Annotated in this window: 18 protein-coding genes; 8 read left to right on the forward strand and 10 right to left on the reverse strand. The window is 62.6% G+C overall.

All coding sequences use genetic code 11. From position 1 onward, the window contains the following. Positions 1-302 precede the first annotated feature (302 nt). Genes mksB through mksF form a run of 3 tightly spaced genes read left to right on the forward strand, consistent with a single transcriptional unit; the run spans position 303 to position 5,117 of the window. Positions 303-1,592 carry an Mks condensin complex protein MksB gene (gene mksB / locus ACF8MI_RS17730; RefSeq protein WP_016713342.1) on the forward strand — a complete coding sequence of 430 codons (1,290 nt, stop codon included), beginning with the start codon at positions 303-305 and terminating at the stop codon, positions 1,590-1,592. Next, the gene (mksE, locus tag ACF8MI_RS17735) at positions 1,582-2,289 is read left to right on the forward strand and encodes an Mks condensin complex protein MksE (protein WP_104833488.1); all 708 of its coding nucleotides are present in this window, start codon (positions 1,582-1,584) and stop codon (positions 2,287-2,289) included. The genes mksB and mksE overlap by 11 nt, the downstream gene beginning before the upstream one ends. Beyond that, complete coding sequence (gene mksF / locus ACF8MI_RS17740; protein WP_200929085.1) at positions 2,286-5,117, forward strand: Mks condensin complex protein MksF; 2,832 nt, start codon at positions 2,286-2,288, stop codon at positions 5,115-5,117. The genes mksE and mksF overlap by 4 nt, the downstream gene beginning before the upstream one ends. 129 nt (positions 5,118-5,246) lie before the next feature. On the opposite strand, the gene ACF8MI_RS17745 is transcribed toward mksF, so the two are convergent. From ACF8MI_RS17745 to rplU, 5 genes are all read right to left on the reverse strand, one after another. Continuing rightward, entirely contained in the window at positions 5,247-5,708 is a 462-nt protein-coding gene (locus ACF8MI_RS17745; RefSeq protein ID WP_019096697.1) for a CreA family protein, read from the reverse strand. Further along, on the reverse strand, positions 5,705-6,823 hold the full coding sequence (proB, locus tag ACF8MI_RS17750) for a glutamate 5-kinase (protein ID WP_060500241.1): 1,119 nt from the start codon (positions 6,821-6,823) through the stop codon (positions 5,705-5,707). Before proB ends, ACF8MI_RS17745 begins: the two co-directional genes overlap by 4 nt. Positions 6,824-6,908: 85 nt before the next feature. Then, positions 6,909-8,135: an Obg family GTPase CgtA gene (gene cgtA / locus ACF8MI_RS17755; protein WP_060500244.1), complete on the reverse strand. Its 1,227-nt coding sequence runs from the start codon at positions 8,133-8,135 to the stop codon at positions 6,909-6,911. A 188-nt stretch (positions 8,136-8,323) separates the two neighbouring features. Next, positions 8,324-8,581 (reverse strand): 50S ribosomal protein L27, encoded by a 258-nt coding sequence (gene rpmA / locus ACF8MI_RS17760; RefSeq protein WP_003247464.1) that lies wholly within the window; start codon positions 8,579-8,581, stop codon positions 8,324-8,326. Between the two features lie 38 nt (positions 8,582-8,619). Beyond that, the gene (rplU, locus tag ACF8MI_RS17765) at positions 8,620-8,934 is read right to left on the reverse strand and encodes a 50S ribosomal protein L21 (RefSeq protein ID WP_003247466.1); all 315 of its coding nucleotides are present in this window, start codon (positions 8,932-8,934) and stop codon (positions 8,620-8,622) included. Positions 8,935-9,178: 244 nt separating this feature from the next. Here rplU and ACF8MI_RS17770 point away from each other — a divergent pair, with 244 nt between their 5' ends. From ACF8MI_RS17770 to ACF8MI_RS17780, 3 genes are all read left to right on the forward strand, one after another. Further along, positions 9,179-10,147 (forward strand): polyprenyl synthetase family protein, encoded by a 969-nt coding sequence (locus tag ACF8MI_RS17770; protein ID WP_012270433.1) that lies wholly within the window; start codon positions 9,179-9,181, stop codon positions 10,145-10,147. A gap of 126 nt (positions 10,148-10,273) precedes the next feature. Further along, positions 10,274-10,615, forward strand: coding sequence for a zinc ribbon domain-containing protein YjdM (locus tag ACF8MI_RS17775; protein ID WP_009686103.1), 342 nt, complete (start codon positions 10,274-10,276; stop codon positions 10,613-10,615). An 84-nt stretch (positions 10,616-10,699) separates the two neighbouring features. After that, positions 10,700-10,945 (forward strand): hypothetical protein, encoded by a 246-nt coding sequence (locus tag ACF8MI_RS17780; RefSeq protein ID WP_016713350.1) that lies wholly within the window; start codon positions 10,700-10,702, stop codon positions 10,943-10,945. Positions 10,946-11,072: 127 nt separating this feature from the next. Here ACF8MI_RS17780 and ACF8MI_RS17785 read toward each other — a convergent pair whose 3' ends face one another. From ACF8MI_RS17785 to ACF8MI_RS17805, 5 genes are all read right to left on the reverse strand, one after another. Further along, positions 11,073-11,690 (reverse strand): FKBP-type peptidyl-prolyl cis-trans isomerase, encoded by a 618-nt coding sequence (locus ACF8MI_RS17785; RefSeq protein ID WP_016713351.1) that lies wholly within the window; start codon positions 11,688-11,690, stop codon positions 11,073-11,075. Between the two features lie 85 nt (positions 11,691-11,775). Further along, positions 11,776-12,081 carry a DUF6482 family protein gene (locus ACF8MI_RS17790; protein ID WP_060500246.1) on the reverse strand — a complete coding sequence of 102 codons (306 nt, stop codon included), beginning with the start codon at positions 12,079-12,081 and terminating at the stop codon, positions 11,776-11,778. Positions 12,082-12,209: 128 nt separating this feature from the next. Then, positions 12,210-12,698, reverse strand: coding sequence for a TIGR00645 family protein (locus ACF8MI_RS17795; RefSeq protein ID WP_003247486.1), 489 nt, complete (start codon positions 12,696-12,698; stop codon positions 12,210-12,212). Positions 12,699-12,784: 86 nt separating this feature from the next. Further along, a complete protein-coding gene (locus ACF8MI_RS17800; RefSeq protein WP_003247487.1) occupies positions 12,785-13,123 on the reverse strand; it encodes a hypothetical protein in 339 nt (112 codons plus the stop codon). 160 nt (positions 13,124-13,283) lie between these two features. Further along, positions 13,284-15,722, reverse strand: coding sequence for a Lon protease family protein (locus ACF8MI_RS17805; protein WP_019099374.1), 2,439 nt, complete (start codon positions 15,720-15,722; stop codon positions 13,284-13,286). 251 nt (positions 15,723-15,973) lie between these two features. On the opposite strand from ACF8MI_RS17805, the gene ACF8MI_RS17810 reads away from it, so the two are divergent. After that, positions 15,974-16,462, forward strand: coding sequence for a DUF3015 domain-containing protein (locus ACF8MI_RS17810; RefSeq protein WP_016713355.1), 489 nt, complete (start codon positions 15,974-15,976; stop codon positions 16,460-16,462). Positions 16,463-16,533: 71 nt separating this feature from the next. Further along, entirely contained in the window at positions 16,534-18,387 is a 1,854-nt protein-coding gene (locus ACF8MI_RS17815; protein ID WP_104833489.1) for a DUF4105 domain-containing protein, read from the forward strand. Positions 18,388-18,407: the final 20 nt, after the last annotated feature.

An 18,407-nucleotide genomic window follows, 5' to 3' on the forward strand; every position in this document is an offset into this window, starting at 1 on the left:
TCGGGCCAATTATTCCTGTGAGTTTTGCGCGCGTAGGCCTTGGCGCATGACGCGATATCGCGTCGTATAAACAAGGCGATCGTGCGCGCCTGGCACAGGCGTTACCGGCCAGAAACAAACGTAGGAGCGAGCGCAGCTCGCGATGCGCCGCGCGGGCGGCGCTCGATCTCACAACCAACCCAGAAACACCGCCATACACCCATAAAGCAAAAGGTTATCTGTCATTACAGACCAAGGGGTGAAAACCTCCCCCCCGGATGCAGTACAATCGCCCCCTTTTTCTTGGCAACGAGTCGAAGCCAATGATCGAACCCAAGCGCGTCCTGCGCGCCCTAGCCGAACACTGGGCCCTGATCGAGCCGCTGTGCGAGCGTTTCGACCAGGGCACCCTGAGCCTGGTCGAGCTGCGCCAGCATGTGGCCCGCCAGCAGGTCGAGAGTACCCCGCAGGACATCACCCAGCTGCTCGACGTATGGATCCGCCTGGATATCCTGGTCCCGGTGGCCAAAAGCCCGAACCGTTTCGAGCTCAACGCGCAGATCCACGACTTCCTCGCCTACCTGCGCCGCGAACACCGGCTGGGCCTGTGCCTGGAGATCGAAGCCTACCTGCGCCACCTGGAACGCCTGGCCGGCCACATCCAGGACGCCTTCGACAACCGCGACAGCGACGACCTGGCGCGCCAGCTGCGCCTGCTCGACATGCGTGTGCGCGATGTGCTGAAAAAGCTCGATAACGACGAGCAGGCGCTGGTGGCCGTGGCCGAACGGGCCAAGACCAGCAACCGCCAGATCCCGCTACGTCAGCGTTATGCCGAAGTACTGGCCACCTGGGACGAATACGTCGAGCCGATGATCCAGCTGGTGAACGCCGACGGCGCCTTCGAACAAGGCGTGCGCAAGGTCGAGACCGTGCTGCTGAAGCTGCTGGGCGAACAGGCCCGCCTGGGCCACCTGGTCGACGACGACATGCTGCTGCGTACCCACGCGCGCATCCTGGAAATGCAGACCAGCGCCCAGCTCACCCTGCGCCATGCCCGTGAACTGCTGCTGCCGCTGCGTGAAGAAGCCCGCCGGCACAACGCCGTGACCCGTGGCGCTGCGCTGGCCCTGTCGGTGATCCGGCGCAAGGGCATCGATGCCGTGCCGCAAGCGGCCATGCCGATGTTCACCCGCCCGCAAAGCACCTTCCTGGGCAGCGCGAGCCAGGTAGAGGCCTATGTGTACGCCCTGGCCCGCTTCGAGCCCAAGCCGGCGCGCTTCCCCAAAGCCCACAAGACCCAGTCCGGCGCCCTGCCCCGTGCACCGCGCACGGTCAAAGAGATGGCCGAACGCTGCGAACAGGCCCTGCCGCTGCCCGACCTGATGGTCTGGCTGCTGGAGCAGGAACCCGAGGGCGCCACCGACGAGCTGCTGTACTGGTTCTCGCGCCTGTCGCGGGAAAAGCGCTTCAAGCGCGAACGCCTCGACCGCCGCGAATACACCACCCAGGAACACTTGGTCAGCCTGCGCTCGTTCGCCCTGACCTCCAGCCGCGAAGACGCCACCAGCGCGCCTACCGAACCCAACGCGAGCCCAGCCCATGCATCTTGATCTTTCCGAACTGTCCCAGCTCGCACCGATCTTCCGCGAGCTGTTCAAAGGCTTCCACGTCAGCCGCCGCGACCCCGAGCTGTACGCCCAGCTGTCGAACTTCCAGGACCAGTACCGTACCCTGTTCAAGGCCCTGGGCTTCGAGCTGGTGTGCGATACCCGTGGTTTCTACTACTTCGTGCCGGACATGACCGCCGCACAGGTGAACAAGACCGCGCAGCGCCTGTCGCTGTTCACCTTCATTCTGGTCGAGCACCTGGCCGACCAGGGCCGCGACCCGATGGCCGTGCTCGATGGCGGCAGTATTGGCCGTGACGAGCTGCCCTCGCTGCTGGACAAGTACCGCGACCTGTTCCTGCAGGCCGAAGTGCAGACCGTGGACGAGCTGGAAGAAAAAATCCTGCGCCGCATGACCCAGCTTGGTTTCGCCTTTGAGGAAGGCGGCATCTACCGCTTCTTGCCGCCGATGCACCGCTTCCTTGATGTGTGCCTGTCGGTGCAGCAGGACCGCGACCTGGCCGCCACCCTGCACAGCGACCTGCCGCTGCCCACCCCGGTACTGGTCGAGGAAGAAAGCCCCGAAGAACTCAACCGCACCGACGACCCGCTGGACCTCAGCCCGTTCGACGGCGAGGAGAGCGAAGAAGAAGCCCTGGCCCGGGCCATCCGCGAAGAGCAACAGGAGATTGACGCATGAGCCAGGAACGCTACGGCATCCGCCGCTTTGCATTGCTCAACACTGCCGGCTACAGCCTTGGCCTGTTCCCGCTGGAGCACCCGCTGTCGGTCTACGGCGCCAACAACCTGGGTAAATCCGCGTCGATCAACGCCCTGCAGTTCCCGATCCTGGCGCGCATGTCGGACATGAGCTTCGGCAAGTACAGCCTGGAGCAGTCGCGTCGCTTCTACTTCGCCAGCGACACTTCGTACATTCTCTGCGAACTGAGCCTGCCGCACGGCCCGCACGTGATCGGCGTGGTCGGCCGCGGCCCAGGTGGCGGTTTCGGCCACCAGTTCTTTGCCTACAAGGGCGAACTGGACCTGGCCCACTACCAGAAGAACGACACCTGCCTGCGCCAGAAAGAGCTGTTCACCAACCTTGAGCGCCTGGGCATCAAGGCCTACGAGCTGAAGCCGGACGAACTGCGCCGCCTGCTGGTTGGCGGCCACACCTCGGTGCCGCTGGACCTGACCATGATCCCGCTGCGCTCCACCAGCGAGCAAAGCCTGAAAACCTTCCGCGCGCTGTTCATCAACCTGCTGCACATGCGCGAAATCACCGCCGCCAAGCTCAAGCAGCTGTTCCTCGACGCGTTCGAGCACAGCCTGCGTTCGGGCAGCGTCGACTACATCGCCGCCTGCGAAGAAGCGTTCCGCGACGTGCGCCGCATGGAGCAGGATTACAACGCCCTGGTCGCCGCCGGCCCGCTGGTCGAGGCCCTGGCCGGTGGCGTGGCCCAGCGCGACATCCTGCGCGGCAAGCTGCACCGCATTTCGCCCGTACTCGACACCCTGCTGGGCACCTGGCAGGAATACGCCATGGCGCGCAAGGAAGAGCTGGTCATCCAGTCCGAGCACTACCGTGGCGAGCAGGACCGCCTGCAGAACGACCAGCGCGGCGGCACCCAGGAGCTGATGCGCCTGGAGCGTGAAATCACCGGCATCCAGCGCTGGCTGGGCGAGCTGTCGGTGCTCAAGCACCGCTTTGCCCTGGTCGATGACGTCAAGGTGCTGGAGCAGCAGCTGCTGGCAGCCAAGGACGCCCACGACGAACTGGCCGGCGCCCTGGCCCAGTCGCGGCAGTTCAGCGCCGAAGACCTGGACGAGCGCGTACGCGACCTGGAAAAACGCCTGAAGCAGGTCAAGCAGCAGCTCGACCACGCCGACAACAACAGCTACGCCCGCCTGCGCGAAGAGTTCTCGCAAGCCGACGTCGACCGCCTGATGCGCCTGTTCAACGGCGCGCTGTTCAGCCTGCCGCTGGGCGACCGTGGCATCGAGCTGGACGACAGCGACCTGTGGGTAAAATCGCTGGAAGCGGTGCTCGACGGCTTCAAGGGCGAGCGCTTCGAAGCCCCGGGCCTGGCCATCGACCTGACCAACATCGACCCGCCGGCACTGCAGGCGCTGGCCGACCGTGCCGCCCTGCGCGACCAGAAAGAGCGCCTGGAAAAAGAGCTGAAACAGCTCAAGACCCAGCAAGCCGTAGCCGCCGACCGCTCTGCCTCCAAGGCGCAAACCGAAACCCTGTACCAGGAAGTGCTGGATGCGCAAAAGGCGCTGGAAGACTTCCGCCGCAGTGAAACCCTCAGCGCCGAAGAGCCAGAGAAGCTGGAGCAACTGTCGCAGCTGGAAGCTGCCCAGGACGAATTGAAGCGTTCCAGCGACGCCTTCACCGAGCGCGTCCAGCAGCTGTCGGCGAAGCTGCAGCTGGTCGGCCGCCAGATCGGCGACCTCGAGTCCAAGCAACGCACCCTGGAAGACGCCCTGCGCCGTCGTCAACTGCTTCCGGCCGACCTGCCCTACGGCACGCCGTTCATGGAAGCCATCGACGACTCGATGGACAACCTGCTGCCGCTGCTCAATGACTACCAGGACAGCTGGCAAGGCCTGCAGCGCGTGGATAACCAGATCGAGGCGCTGTACGCCCAGGTGCGCCTGAAAGGCGTGGCCAAGTTCGACAGCGAAGACGACATGGAACGCCGCCTGCAACTGCTGGTGAACGCTTACGCGCACCGCACCGACGAAGCCCTGACCCTGGCCAAGGCACGCCGCGCTGCAGTCACCGACATTGCCCGTACCCTGCGCAACATCCGCAGCGACTACGACAGCCTCGAGCACCAACTGGCCCTGTTCAACCGCGAGATCAACAAGCGGCAGGTGTCCAACCTCGAAAGCTTCCGCGTGGTGCTGGCGCCGAACAAGGAAGCGCTCAAGCACATCGACCAGATCATCCACAGTGCCGGCCAGTACGAAGAAGGCGAAACCCTGTCGGTGTTCGACCTGACCCAAAGCGCCGAGCAGGACAACAAGAACGAAGAAGCCAAGGAGTACTTGGCACGGCTGGTGGCGGCCAACCACAACCAGCTGGGCCTGAAGGACCTGTTCGAGCTGGCGTTCGAGATCACCAAGGTCAACGGCCAGCCGATCATCCACGCCGACATCGACGGCGCGGCGTCCAACGGCACCACCATGACCATCAAGGCGCTGACCAACATGTACCTGTTGCTGCACCTGATGGACCGTGACCTGGCCGGGCGCATTCGCCTGCCGTACTACCTGGATGAGGCAGCAGACATCGACGAACGCAACCAGGCAGCACTGCTGGAAACCAGCCTGCAGCTGGGCTTTGTGCCGATTCTGGCGAGTGTGAAGCCGCAGGTGTCGGCGCGCGTGGCGATCGACCTGGAAGGCGGTAGCGGGCCGAATGGCATCTACATCGACGAGGCGGACTGGAAGTTCATCAGCCGGCTGGATGAGGTGAAGGCGGTTGTGCGGGAGGATCAGGCCGAAGAGTTGGCCTGAGGTAACCAGGGCCGCTTTGCGGCCCATCGCGACCTGCGGTCGCTCCTACAGGGGTATCGCAATCTCCCGTAGGAGCGACCGCAGGTCCCGATAGGAGGCCGAATGGCCTCCCGGCGATCTACAAGGTTATCAATGCGCCCAAGGCAAGATCGGTATCGCGGTCACCGCATTCTGCGGGCTGCCTTCGATCATGCGGTCGCTGTACACCAGGTACACCAGCGTATTGCGCTTCTTGTCCAGGAAGCGCACCACCTGCATGGTCTTGAACACCAGCGAGGTGCGCTCCTTGAACACCTCCTCGCCGTCTTTCAACTCACCCTTGAAGTTGATCGGCCCGACCTGACGGCAGGCAATCGATGCCTCTGCCCGGTCCTCGGCCAGCCCCAACCCACCCTTCACACCGCCTGTCTTGGCCCGCGACAGGTAGCAGGTCACGCCCTCGACCTTGGGGTCGTCGAACGCCTCGACCACGATGCGGTCATTCGGCCCGAGGAACTTGAACACGGTGGACACCTGGCCGATTTCCTCGGCCCCGGCCAGCATGGGCAGCACCAGCGCTGCCACGCCGATCACCCGCTTGAACAGGCTCATACCAGCACCAGGTTGTCGCGGTGCACCAGCTCCGGCTCGGCGCTGTAGCCCAGCAGGCTTTCGATGGCATCGGACGGCTGGCCAATGATCTTCTGCGCTTCCAGGGCGCTGTAGTTGGCCAACCCGCGCGCCACTTCCAGACCGTCCGGGCCGACGCACACCACCATCTCGCCACGGCGGAAACTGCCCTGCACCGTCTTCACGCCAACCGGCAGCAAGCTCTTGTTGGCCTGGCGCAGCGCCTGCACGGCACCGGCGTCCAGCACCAGGGTGCCACGGGTTTGCAGGTGGCCGGCCAGCCACTGCTTGCGTGCAGCGAGCATGCCGCGCTCGGGCGACAGCAGAGTCCCCAGGCGCTCGCCCGCCTTGAGGCGGTCCAGTACGCGCTCGATACGGCCACCAATGATGATGGTGTGGGCACCGGAACGGGCAGCCAAGCGTGCAGCGCGCAGCTTGGTCTGCATGCCGCCACGCCCCAGGGCACCACCGGTGCCACCGGCCACGGCGTCCAGCGACGGGTCGTCGGCGCGGGCTTCGTAAATCAGCTGGGCTTCGGGGTTGTTGCGTGGGTCGGCGTCGAACATGCCATCGCGGTCGGTGAGAATCACCAGCAGGTCGGCCTCGACAAGGTTGGCCACCAGTGCCGCCAAGGTGTCGTTGTCGCCGAAACGGATCTCGTCGGTGACCACGGTGTCGTTTTCGTTGATCACCGGCACCACGCCCAGGTCGACCAGCGTGCGCAGAGTGCTGCGGGCGTTCAGGTAACGCTTGCGGTCGGACAGGTCGTCATGGGTCAGCAGGATCTGCGCGGTGTGCTTGCCGTGCTCGCCGAAGCTCGACTCCCACGCCTGCACCAGGCGCATCTGGCCGAGCGCGGCAGCGGCCTGCAGCTCGTTCATCGCGCTCGGTCGCGAAGTCCAGCCCAGCTGGCTCATGCCGGCAGCCACGGCCCCGGAGGAGACCAGTACCAACTCCACGCCTGCCTCACGCAGCGCGACCATCTGCTCGACCCAAACGGCCATGGCACCGCGGTCGAGGCCCTTGCCATCGGCGGTCAGCAGAGCACTGCCAATCTTCACGACCCAGCGCTTGGCGCCCGTCACCTTGCTTCGCATCTTCTTCCAACCTATGTCGAATCTGTAGATACCGTGGATACAAAAACGCCGCTCCAGAGAGCGGCGTTTAGTGTACTGCAACCGATCAGTCGCGCACGTAAATGATTTCCGGGCCGTCTTCGTCGTCCTCGAAATCATCGTCCCACCCGTCATCGTCGCCGATGTCGTGCACGCTCTTGACGCCGGTACGGCGCAGGGTACGCGCGTCGTCCAGGGCCTGCAGCTGGGCACGGGCTTCGTCTTCGATGCGCTGGTCGAGATCGGCCAGCTCTTCGGCGTAGGCCGGGTCGTTGGCCAGGCGGTCGGCGCGGTCTTCGAGGTAGCGCATCAGGTCGTGGCTGAGCTTTTCGGTGCCCTGCTTGGAGATGGCCGAAATCACGTAGACCGGGCCTTCCCATTGCAGGCGCTCGACCACTTCCTGAACGCGCGCGTCGCGCTCGTCTTCCATGACCATGTCGGCCTTGTTCAGCACCAGCCAGCGCTCACGCTCTGCCAGCGACGGGCTGAAGCGGGTCAGCTCGTTGACGATCACTTCGGCGGCATCGGCCGGGCTGCTTTCGTCCAGCGGCGCCATGTCGACCAGGTGCAGCAGCACGCGGGTACGCGCCAGGTGCTTGAGGAAGCGGATACCCAGGCCGGCACCGTCGGAAGCACCTTCGATCAGGCCGGGGATGTCGGCGATGACGAAGCTCTTCCAGCGGTCGACGCTGACCACGCCCAGGTTCGGTACCAGGGTGGTGAACGGGTAGTCGGCCACTTTCGGCTTAGCGGCGGAAACCGAGCGAATGAAGGTGCTCTTACCGGCGTTCGGCAGGCCCAGCAGGCCCACGTCGGCCAGCACTTTCATTTCCATCTTCAGGTCGCGCTGGTCACCTGGTTTACCCGGGGTGGTCTGGCGCGGTGCACGGTTGGTGCTGGACTTGAAGCGGGTGTTGCCCAGGCCGTGCCAGCCGCCTTGGGCGACCATCAGTTTCTGACCCGGGGTCACCAGGTCACCGATCACTTCCTGGGTGGAAGCGTCGATCACGGTGGTGCCGACCGGCACACGCAGGAACAGGTCGTCGCCTTTCTTGCCGGTGCAGTCGGTGCTGCCGCCGTTGGCGCCGCGCTGGGCCTCGTGGTGACGGGTGTAGCGATAGTCGACCAGGGTGTTGAGGTTTTCGTCAGCGACCATGTACACCGAGCCGCCGTCGCCACCGTCACCGCCGTTGGGGCCACCGTTCTCGATGAATTTTTCGCGACGGAAGCTCATGCAACCGTTGCCGCCGTCACCGGCCTTGACCCGAATGGATACTTCGTCAACAAACTTCATTAAAACCGCCTCTCGTCGGCAGACGAGCTGAATGACTCAAAAACATGAGGCTCTTGCAAAAATGAGCGCGGCGGCCCCGTACGACCGTAGAAACCAACGCCGGCAACCCAGACAAACAGCTTTGCAAGAGGCTCACCACAAACGAAAAAGCCCCGTCGCATGACGGGGCTTCTGGAGCGACGTCGCGATTAAGCGGCGACGATGCTCACGTAACGGCGCATGAACTCGCCTTTTTTCTCGAACTTGATCACGCCTTCGATCTTGGCGAACAAGGTGTGGTCCTTGCCCATGCCAACGCCGTAGCCAGCGTGGAATTCGGTGCCGCGCTGACGGACGATGATGTTGCCTGGCTTGATAACCTGGCCGCCATACATCTTCACGCCAAGGCGTTTAGATTCTGAGTCGCGACCGTTACGAGTACTACCACCAGCCTTCTTGTGAGCCATGGTTCAATTCTCCAAATAAATTCAGGGGATCTAGGGGATTAAGCCTGGATGCCGGTGATTTTGATCTCGGTGAACCACTGGCGGTGGCCCATACGCTTCATGTGGTGCTTACGACGACGGAACTTGATGATGCGAACCTTGTCGTGGCGGCCTTGCGAAACAACTTCGGCCACTACTTTAGCGCCAGCAACAACTGGAGCACCGATGGTGACTTCTTCACCGTTGGCGACCAGCAGAACGCGATCGAAGGTCACGGATTCGCCAGTGGCGACTTCCAGTTTTTCGATCTTGAGGAATTCACCTTCAGCGACTTTGTACTGCTTGCCGCCGGTAACGATTACTGCGTAAGACATGGTATTTCTCCGATAATCCTGCTCACCCAGCGCTTTATATGATGAGTATTGGCTGGCATGGCTGCATGGGGCTGGAACGGCCCTGTGCAATTGCGTAAGGCAGGTGCTGCCCAGGAAGTTAGGGTGCGCGATTGTACGCAACCCGGGTTTTGCTTGCAAGTGCCGCCCCCGGCCAGCAGGCACCGCGCCTTGACACACCGGGACCTGCGACCTAGCATGCCGCGCAACCTCACTGGAGCAGCCGATGCAACCCCAAACCTTCTACCGTGCGGTGGCTGATGATTTCAGCGCCGTCGACGAGATCATCAAGAAGCAGCTGACCTCGCGCGTGCCGCTGGTATCGAAGATCGGCGACTATATCACGTCCGCCGGTGGCAAGCGCCTGCGCCCCCTGCTGGTGCTGCTGTGCGGCAAAGCCCTGGGCCGCGAAGGCGACGACCTGCGCCTGCTGGCCGCCACCATCGAATTCCTGCACACCGCCACCCTGCTGCACGACGACGTGGTCGACATGTCCGGCATGCGCCGCGGCCGCTCCACCGCCAATGCCCTGTGGGGTAACGCGCCAAGCGTGCTGGTGGGCGACTTCCTTTATTCGCGCTCGTTCGAAATGATGGTCGAGCTGGGCTCGATGCCGGTCATGCAGATCCTGTCCAAGGCCACCCGTGTGATTGCCGAGGGTGAAGTACTGCAACTGTCGCGAGTACGCGATGCCAGCACCACCGAAGAAGTCTACATGGAAGTCATCCGTGGCAAGACCGCGATGCTCTTCGAAGCCTCGACCCACAGCGCTGCCGCGCTGGCCGAAGCGACAGACGAACAGCGCGAAGCCCTGCGCACCTTCGGTGACCACCTGGGTGTGGCCTTCCAGCTGGTCGATGACCTGCTGGACTATAAAGGTGACTCGCAAACCCTGGGCAAGAACGTGGGTGACGACCTGGCTGAAGGCAAGCCTACCCTGCCGCTGATCTACACCATGCGTGAAGGCACTGCCGAACAGGCTGCTCTGGTGCGCCAGGCGATCCAGAAAGGTGGCCTGGAGGACCTTGAGCAGATTCGCGTGGCCGTCGAGGAATCGGGTGCACTGAAGTACACCGCAGAGCTGGCCCGTGATTACGTGAAGCGTGCCATCGCGTGCCTGGAAGTGCTGCCGGCCAGTGAATACCGGGATGCGCTGGTTGAGCTGAGCGAGTTTGCTGTAGCGCGTACTCACTGACAGACCGAGTCGCCTTCATTCGCGGGTTTACCCGCGAATGCTTTTGTCCGGACATAATCCCTTCTGGAAAAATACCTTTTACAATGCAGGCCTTTAACCGCCCGTCTGTTTGTTTGAGGAACCGAAGTGAGCACTCTGCCACCCTGCCCTAAATGCAACTCCGAATACACCTATGAGGATGGCACTCAGCTGATCTGCCCTGAATGCGCCCACGAATGGTCGGCCAGCGGCGATGCCGAGGCGGCCAGCGACGAGGTGGTGAAAAAGGATTCGGTCGGCAACATCCTGCAGGACGGCGACACCGTCACCGTGATCAAGGACCTCAAGGTCAAGGGCTCGTCCCTGGTGGTCAAGGTCGGCACCAAGGTCAAGAACATCCGCCTGTGCGACGGCGACCACGACATCGACTGCAAAATCGACGGCATCGGCGCCATGAAGCTGAAGTCCGAGTTCGTCCGCAAAGTCTGATCACACAAAAATCTGCCAATTGGCGCTTGCTATTTAGATAATAAGAATTATTCTCATTGGGACTGCTACCCAAGGAGAATAGCCATGACTTATCTGATCGACGCCTGGCTTGACCGCCCTCACCCCTACCTGCGCATTCTTCATCGGGAAACCGGCGAAGTGTGCGCGGTGCTTGAAGAAGAAGCACTCGATGAACTGCGTGACCAGGGCGACCTGGACATGAGCGGGTTGAATTCGAGTGAACCGGGGGTGCTCAAGGAGCTGGTGCGGAATCTGTTTCTGTTCTGCTATGCGCGGGCGTTGCGCCCGGCGGGAACAGACTGGAATTGAGGCTGCCAGGGCCGGCCTCTTCGCGGGCAAGCCCGCTCCCACAGATACCGCATAAGATTTAAATCCTGCGCTATACCTGTGGGAGAGGGCTTGCCCGCGAATGGGCCGCAACGCGGCCCCAGCGGTATTACAGAACGTCGAGCAGCTCGACGTCGAACACCAGCACGCTGTGCGGCGGGATGCTGCCAACGCCTTGGGCGCCGTAAGCCAGCTCGCTTGGCACGTACAGGCGCCATTTGCTGCCAGCATTCATCAGCTGCAGGGCTTCGGTCCAGCCCGCGATCACGCCACCTACCGGGAATTCAGCCGGCTGACCACGGTCGTAGGAGCTGTCGAACACAGTGCCGTCGATCAGGGTGCCGTGGTAGTGCGTGCGCACGTTGTCTTCGCGGGTCGGCTTGGCGCCTTCACCGGCGGTCAGCACTTCGAACTGCAGGCCCGACGCCAGGGTCGTGATGCCTTCGCGCTTGGCGTTCTCGACCAGGAATTCTTTGCCAGCAGCAGCAGCGGCTTCGGCCTTGGCTGCGGCTTCGGCTTGCATCACGTCACGGATGACCTTGAAGCTGGCCGACAGGTCGGCTTCGCTGACGCGGCTGTCGGCGCCGTTGAAGGCATCTGTCAGGCCGGCCAGAATGGCCTCCAGGCTGACGCCTGGTGGCGGGTTGTCGCGCAGCTGGCCGCCCAGCTGACGGCCGATGCCGTAGCTGACGCGGGTTTCGTCGGTGGACAGGTTGAGTTCGGACATTGTCGTGCTCCACTGCAGGGCGCAGTGCAGCCGCGCCCTTGATGAAAAGGGCGAGCAGCCTAGCACACTGGGGCGCGGCGAGCAGCTACCAGGCCGAACGCTGGGAAATCGGCACCTTCAGGTCTTCTTCCGGGTGCGTGCCCATGCCGCACATTTCATCCTGCACCGACCAGTGCACCAGGTTCATCGAAACCATGGGGATGGTTTGCAGCAACTTGCGCGCATCCTCCACCGAGTGCACACGCAAGCGCTCACCACGGGGGTCGGACAAGGGGTGGGCACGGCCTTTGACCCGGGCCTCAAGCAGGTAATCACCGCCTTCGATGGCGATCAGGTTCAGTTCATCGACATGGCCAGCCCTGGCCTCGGTATTGAGCTGATGCAGGTTCATGAGAGCACCTCGCGACGGGAACCACGCATGAGAGCTCATTTTTTGTACAGGCTGGCTGAAAGCACAAGCCAGAAACAACACCGCCCGTCCGTTTTACAACGGACGGGCGGTGTAAGCAGCAGCCGGACTCAGTGCTTGGTCAGCTTGTCCAGGTAGCCCATGCAGAATGCCGACACCACGAAGGTCATGTGGATAATCACGTACCACATCAGGTAATCGGTGGAGATGTTCTGCGCATCCATGAACACCCGCAGCAAGTGAATGGACGAAATCGCCACGATCGACGCAGCAACCTTCATCTTCAGCGACGAAGAGTCCATCTTGCCCAGCCAGTTGAGCTTTTCTTTGCTCTCGTCGATATCCAGTTGCGAGACGAAGTTCTCGTAGCCGGAAATCATCACCATCACCAGCAAGCCGCCCACCAGCGACATGTCGATCAGCGACAGGATCACCAGAATCAGGTCGGCCTCGCTCAGGGCAAAGACGTTAGGCAGGACGTGGACCACTTCCTGGAAGAATTTCAGCGCCAGGGCCAGCAGGCCGAGGGACAGGCCGAAGTAGATGGGTGCGAGCAGCCAGCGCGAGGCATACATCGCATTTTCGAGAATACGTTCCATGGAAAGTTTGGGACTCGTCAGGTGACTGGAAAAACGACGGCGAGTATAGCCAGCCACCTGTTACAGCAAAAGCCCAAGGCAATCCGTCAGGTTTCAGGATGAAACTGGTAATCCCCCAGGTTCCGACACCGCTCGCCATTGATCCTGCGCAACTGCGCCTGCAGGTGCAGGCACCAGATCTGCGGGTCCTCGGCCACCTGGTACCCGTGCAAGGTCAGGCTGTCGACAATGGCATTGAGCACCGATTCGGCCACAAGCGGCCCATGGAAAGGCCCTTGAGCCTTGATCGCAGAGGGTTGTTCACCGGCCATTCCGGCGGCAAACAGCAGCGTCCACATGCCGTTGTCCCCAGCCAGTGGGCGGATGCTGCATTCGATGCGGGTCACCAGGCCCAGGCACTGGCGTGTGAGGCTGAGGTTGCGCATGGCCGCGTCCCCTCCAAAGAGCCTTGTTCAGCCTGTACCTCAGGCTGTTTCCATCCTGAACGCTGTACCGTCCTTAAGTTCCAGCATAGAAGAACCGTACAGAAAGATGGAAAACCGGCGCTGAACGGTAGCACATCGCCTCCAGCGCCGGATTATTGACTCAGGCCGGCTTGGCCTGGGCAATCACCTCTTCGAGGCGTTCCTTTTCTGCCTTCTCGATTTCTTCCTCGCTGATCATTTCGGCGATTTCGCGCAGGCGCTCCACCACACGGGCATTGACGCTGCCCTCGGTGAACTGGCCGTTGTCATCGAGCACCCCGGCCTCCTCGCCCACCAGCAGGCTCAGCGCCTCATCGGCCTGGCTGACCGCGTAGACGTGGAACATGCCGTTCTCCACCGCCTGAAGCACGCGCTCGTCGAGCATCAGGGTGGCAACGTTGGCACGCGGAATGATCACACCCTGCTCACCGGTCAGGCCACGCGCCTCGCAAAGGCGGAAGAAGCCCTCGATCTTCTCGTTCACCCCTCCCACTGCCTGCACTTCACCAAACTGGTTGATCGAGCCGGTGATGGCAAAGCACTGCTTGAGCGGCGTGCGCGACAAGGCCGAAATCAGCGTACAGGCTTCGCCCAGCGAGGCGCTGTCGCCGTCCACATAGCCGTAAGACTGCTCCAGCGCGATGCTCGCCGAAATCGCCAGCGGGAACTCCTGGGCATAGCGGCTACCCAGGTAACCGGTCAGGATCATCACCCCCTTGGAGTGAATCGGCTGGCCCAGGTTGACCTCGCGCTCGATGTCGACGATGCCGCTGCCGCCCGGGTACACGGTGGCCGAGATGCGCGCCGGCATACCGAACGCCGAGTCGCCCACTTCCAGCACGGTCAGGCCGTTGCACTTGCCAATGGCCGCGCCTTCGGTGTCGATCAGGATGATGCCGGCAAGCATGTCGTCCAGCACCCGCTGCGACACACGCCCGGTGCGGGTGGCCTTGGCCTTGAGCGCACGTTCGATGTGCCCGGCGTCGGTCATTTCGTCACTGGCCAACTGGCGGATGAAGTCGGCTTCGCTGACCAGCTGGAACAGGTCACCGATGCGCGCCGACAGGCGCGACTGGTTCTCTGCCAGGCGGGCGCTGTAGGTCGCCAGGCGCGCCACGGCGTCACTGGTCAACGGCGCCATGCCCTCTTCGTTGGTGCGGGTGCGCAACAGCTGGGCGAATTGCTCCAGGTTCTCGTCGACCATGGGCATGTCTTCGTCGAAGTCCACCAACACCCGGAACATCTCCTGGAAGTCCGAGTCGTGGTCCTGCAAGGCGTAGTACAGCTGGCGCGAGCCGATGATCACCAGCTTGACGTTGAGCGGAATCATCTGCGGCTGCAGGCTGACGGTGGCGACACGGCCCAGTTCACCGATCGGTGACTCCATCTTCAGCTTGCGCGACTGCAAGGAACGCTTGAGCGCATCCCACACGAACGGCTCGCCCAGCATCTTCTCGGCTTCAAGAATCAGGAAACCGCCGTTGGCACGGTGCAACGCGCCCGGGCGCAGCTGTCGGTACGAGGTGTACAGCGCGCCTTGGTCGGTGCTGTATTCGATACGGCCAAACAGGTTGTCGTAAGTCGGGTGCGGCTCGAATACGACCGGCGCACCACCGGCGGCATGGTGGCCGACCACCAAGTTGGGTGCGTACTGCTCTTCGAGCAGCTTGCGCGCGGCAGCGTCGGTCTTGCTGTCGTCGACCAATTGCTCGACCACGGTGCGCAGCAGGTTCAGTTGCACCGACTGCAGGTAGGCGCACACTGCGGCGTTCTCGGCATACTTTTCCGACAACGGCGCCAGCAACGGTTGCAAGGCCAGGGTAATGGTTTCTTCATTCAGCTGGCGCAGCTGGTTGTTCGACTCACGCTTCCATTGCGGCAGGCTGGCCAGCTCTTCGTTCAACTGCTCTTCGAGCTGGGCAATGTCCTCGTGGAACTGTTCACGCACGTCTTCCGGCAACTGGGCGAACTCGGCTTCATCCAGCGCCTTGCCGTCTGCCATCGGGGTGAAGGCAACGTTGCTGGCATCGCGGTACAAGGCCACGTCCTTTTCCAGCGAGGCGCGCTCGATCACATCCAGGGCGCGGTCATAACGCTGGTTGAAGGCACGGTCGATGGCGCCCTTCTTCTGCTGGTACGACGGGTGTTCGAACACGGCCGGGAAGGTGGCCAGCAGGTTGTCGATCAGCCCGCCCATGTCGGCGATGAACGCCCCGGCGCTGCCGGAAGGCAATTCCAGCGCACGCGGTTCACGGGTGTCGTCGAAGTGGTTGACGTAGACCCAGTCAGCCGGGGTCTGCTGGCGCTTGCCCTCGGCCTTGAGGTAGCGCTTGACGAACGAGAAGCGGCCGGTACCCGGCTCGCCCATCACGTACACGTTGTAACCGGGGCGTGGCATGGCCACACCAAACTGCAGGGCCTCGACAGCACGCTCCTGGCCCAGGACTCCGCGAAACGGCTCCAGATCGTCGGTATTGGTAAAGGCAAACTGCTCGGGTGAGAAACGCCGGGTCAGGGCTTCAGGCGCGAGACGCAGGCGCGCAGCGACAGGATCGGGCATTGGGTTTCCTTACTTCGGCGGGGCAGATAGGCAGCATTCTGGCGCTGCCCGCGCGCGCCTTGCAAGGCTCTGCGGGACTTTATGTCGCAGCCCATGCAGGTCATGTAGCAGCAAATTTTTCGCAATCAACAACGCAACCTTTAGATCGTGCCTAAACTCCAAGCTGCGCGGGTGGGTGAAATGCTTTCCCGACCTGGCAACCGAATTGCCAGAAACCCTGACCCTTGGTTAAGACAAAGAGAACAAATGCTATGAAACGGATTCTTCTGGGTACTCTGTTCACCGTGGTCTCGCTGAACGCCATGGCTGAAGCGCCAGGCGGCCCGAACTGCGGCTGGGGCAACATGCTGTTCGAAGGCCAGCGCGGCACGCCGGCACACTTCCTGGCCTCCACCACCAACGGCACCTCCGGTAACGCCACCTTCGGCATGACCTCCGGCACCAACGGCTGCTCCACCAAAGCCTCGCTGACATACGGCGGCAAGTCGTGGTTCGCCATGAACGGCATGATGAACGAGCTGTCCGAAGACATGGCCATGGGCCAGGGTGAAGCGCTGACCACGTATGCCGTGGTCCTCGGTGTAGCCCCGGAAGACCGCAGCTACTTCCAGTCGGTCGCCCACCAGCACTTCAACCAGATTTTCACCAGCGCCGATGTCACTGCTGAAACTGTTCACAGCAACACCCTGGCCGTTCTGAAGAACGACCCACGCCTGGCCAAATACGCTACCGAGGCCTAAGCCCTGCTGCTCCCGCCCCACCCGGGGCGGGTTTCGCCTTTTTCGGCATCGTCAAGAAGTAGTTGCCCGATATGCTCAAACGCCTCGCTGCCCTGGCGCTGTGTGCCTGCGCCCCTGTTCATGCCGCGCCCGTGCTGGATCAAAGCCGTCTCCAGCAACTGGCCAACACCCCTTACTGGATTGCCCTGGGCCATTACGAAACCGCCAAGCTCGGTGGCTGGCGCAGCTATGTGGACGACGATGCGTTCTTCCTTGCCAAGGACGGCGCACACCACCCTGACCAGGAGCTGCAGGCCACGGTCGACGCGCTGTATGCCCCGGCCAGCCTCGGCGACAAGCACGCCCAGTGTGTATTCCCTGCACGCACCCGCTGGCTCCGCGAACAGCTGGGTCTGCAAGGCCTGCCGCAACCGGATTGCCAGGAATTCAAGACCTGGTACCAGTCGATCGACCCGCACAGCGCCGCGTTGATTTTCCCGGCGGCCTACCTGAACAGCCCATCGTCCATGTTCGGCCATACCCTGCTGCGCATCGACCAGTCCAACACCCGCAACGACGACACCACGCTGCTGAGCTACGCGATCAACTTCGGTGCCTACATCGAAGGCAGCGACAACAGCATCCTGTACGCCTGGAAAGGCCTGATGGGCGGCTACCCGGGGCTGTTCGCACTGATGCCCTACCAGGAGAAGCTGTCCGAATACCGCAGCCTGGAAAACCGCGACCTGTGGGAGTACCAGCTGGACCTCACCCCCGAAGAAACCGGGCGTATGGTCGAACATGTGTGGGAGCTGAAGCAAATCCAGTTCGACTACTTCTTCTTCGACGAAAACTGCTCGTACCGCCTGCTGGAGCTGCTGCAAGTGGCCCGGCCGAGCCTGGACCTGACTTCGCAGTTCCCGTTGACCGCCATCCCGACCGATACCGTGAAGGCCGTGAAGCAGTCCGGCCTGGTCGCCAGCGAGACATACCGCCCTTCTCGCGAACGTGAATTGCTGGCCCGCGCCGAGCCACTGGACCACGGCGAAAAGCAGCAGGTGCTGGCCGTGAGTGCCGACACCGCACAATTGCAGAGCCCCGAATTCAAGGCCCTGCCCCGCGAACGGCAAGCGCTCGTGCAAGATGCCGCGTACCGCCTGGAGCGCTACCGGGCCAATGGCCAGGAACGCGACCCCGGGCAGGCGAAGCGCAGCTTCGAGCTGCTGCGGGCGATCAACGGCAACCCGCCGCCACCCTTGCAAATCGAACGCCCCGGCCTGCCCGAGGATGGCCACGATTCACGCACCTGGCAGCTGGGTGTGGGCACCCGTGAAGACCGCGCCTACGCCGAGTACGGCCTGCGCATGGCCTATCACGACCTCAACGACAATGCCTACGGCTTCCCGCTGGGTGCCCAAATCGAGATCCTGCAGTTGAAAGTGCGCCAGTACGAGGGCAACGACTGGCAAGTGCAGCGCCTGGACCTGGCCACCATCCGCTCGCTGACACCGCGTAACGAACTGCTCAAACCCTGGTCGTGGCAGGTGGCTGGCGGCCTTGAGCGCGTGCCGGGAAAACATGATGACGAAGTGCTGGTCAGCCATGTGAATGGTGGCGCCGGGGGGACCTGGCAGTTGGCCGACGGTTTGCTGGGCTTTGCTCTGGGCACCGTGCGGGTCGAACATCACAATGATTTCGCCGAATTCATCGCTCCAGCGGCAGGCTTCAATGGCGGCCTGCTGTGGCGAAACGGCTTGGGCAATCTGACGCTGGAGGCCAAAGGCGACTATTTCACCAATGGCGAAGTCCGCCGCAGTGTGAGCCTGAACCAGCAGTGGGAGATCAGCCAGAACCTGGGCGTGCGGTTAAGTGCATCGCGCGAGTTCAGCCACCTGGCGACGGCGCAGAATGAGGTGATGCTGGAGCTGAAGTGGTATCACTACTAGTGACCCAATCGACTCTTTGA

This window comes from Pseudomonas sp. yb_9, assembly GCF_043103635.1.
GTDB lineage: Bacteria > Pseudomonadota > Gammaproteobacteria > Pseudomonadales > Pseudomonadaceae > Aquipseudomonas > Aquipseudomonas monteilii.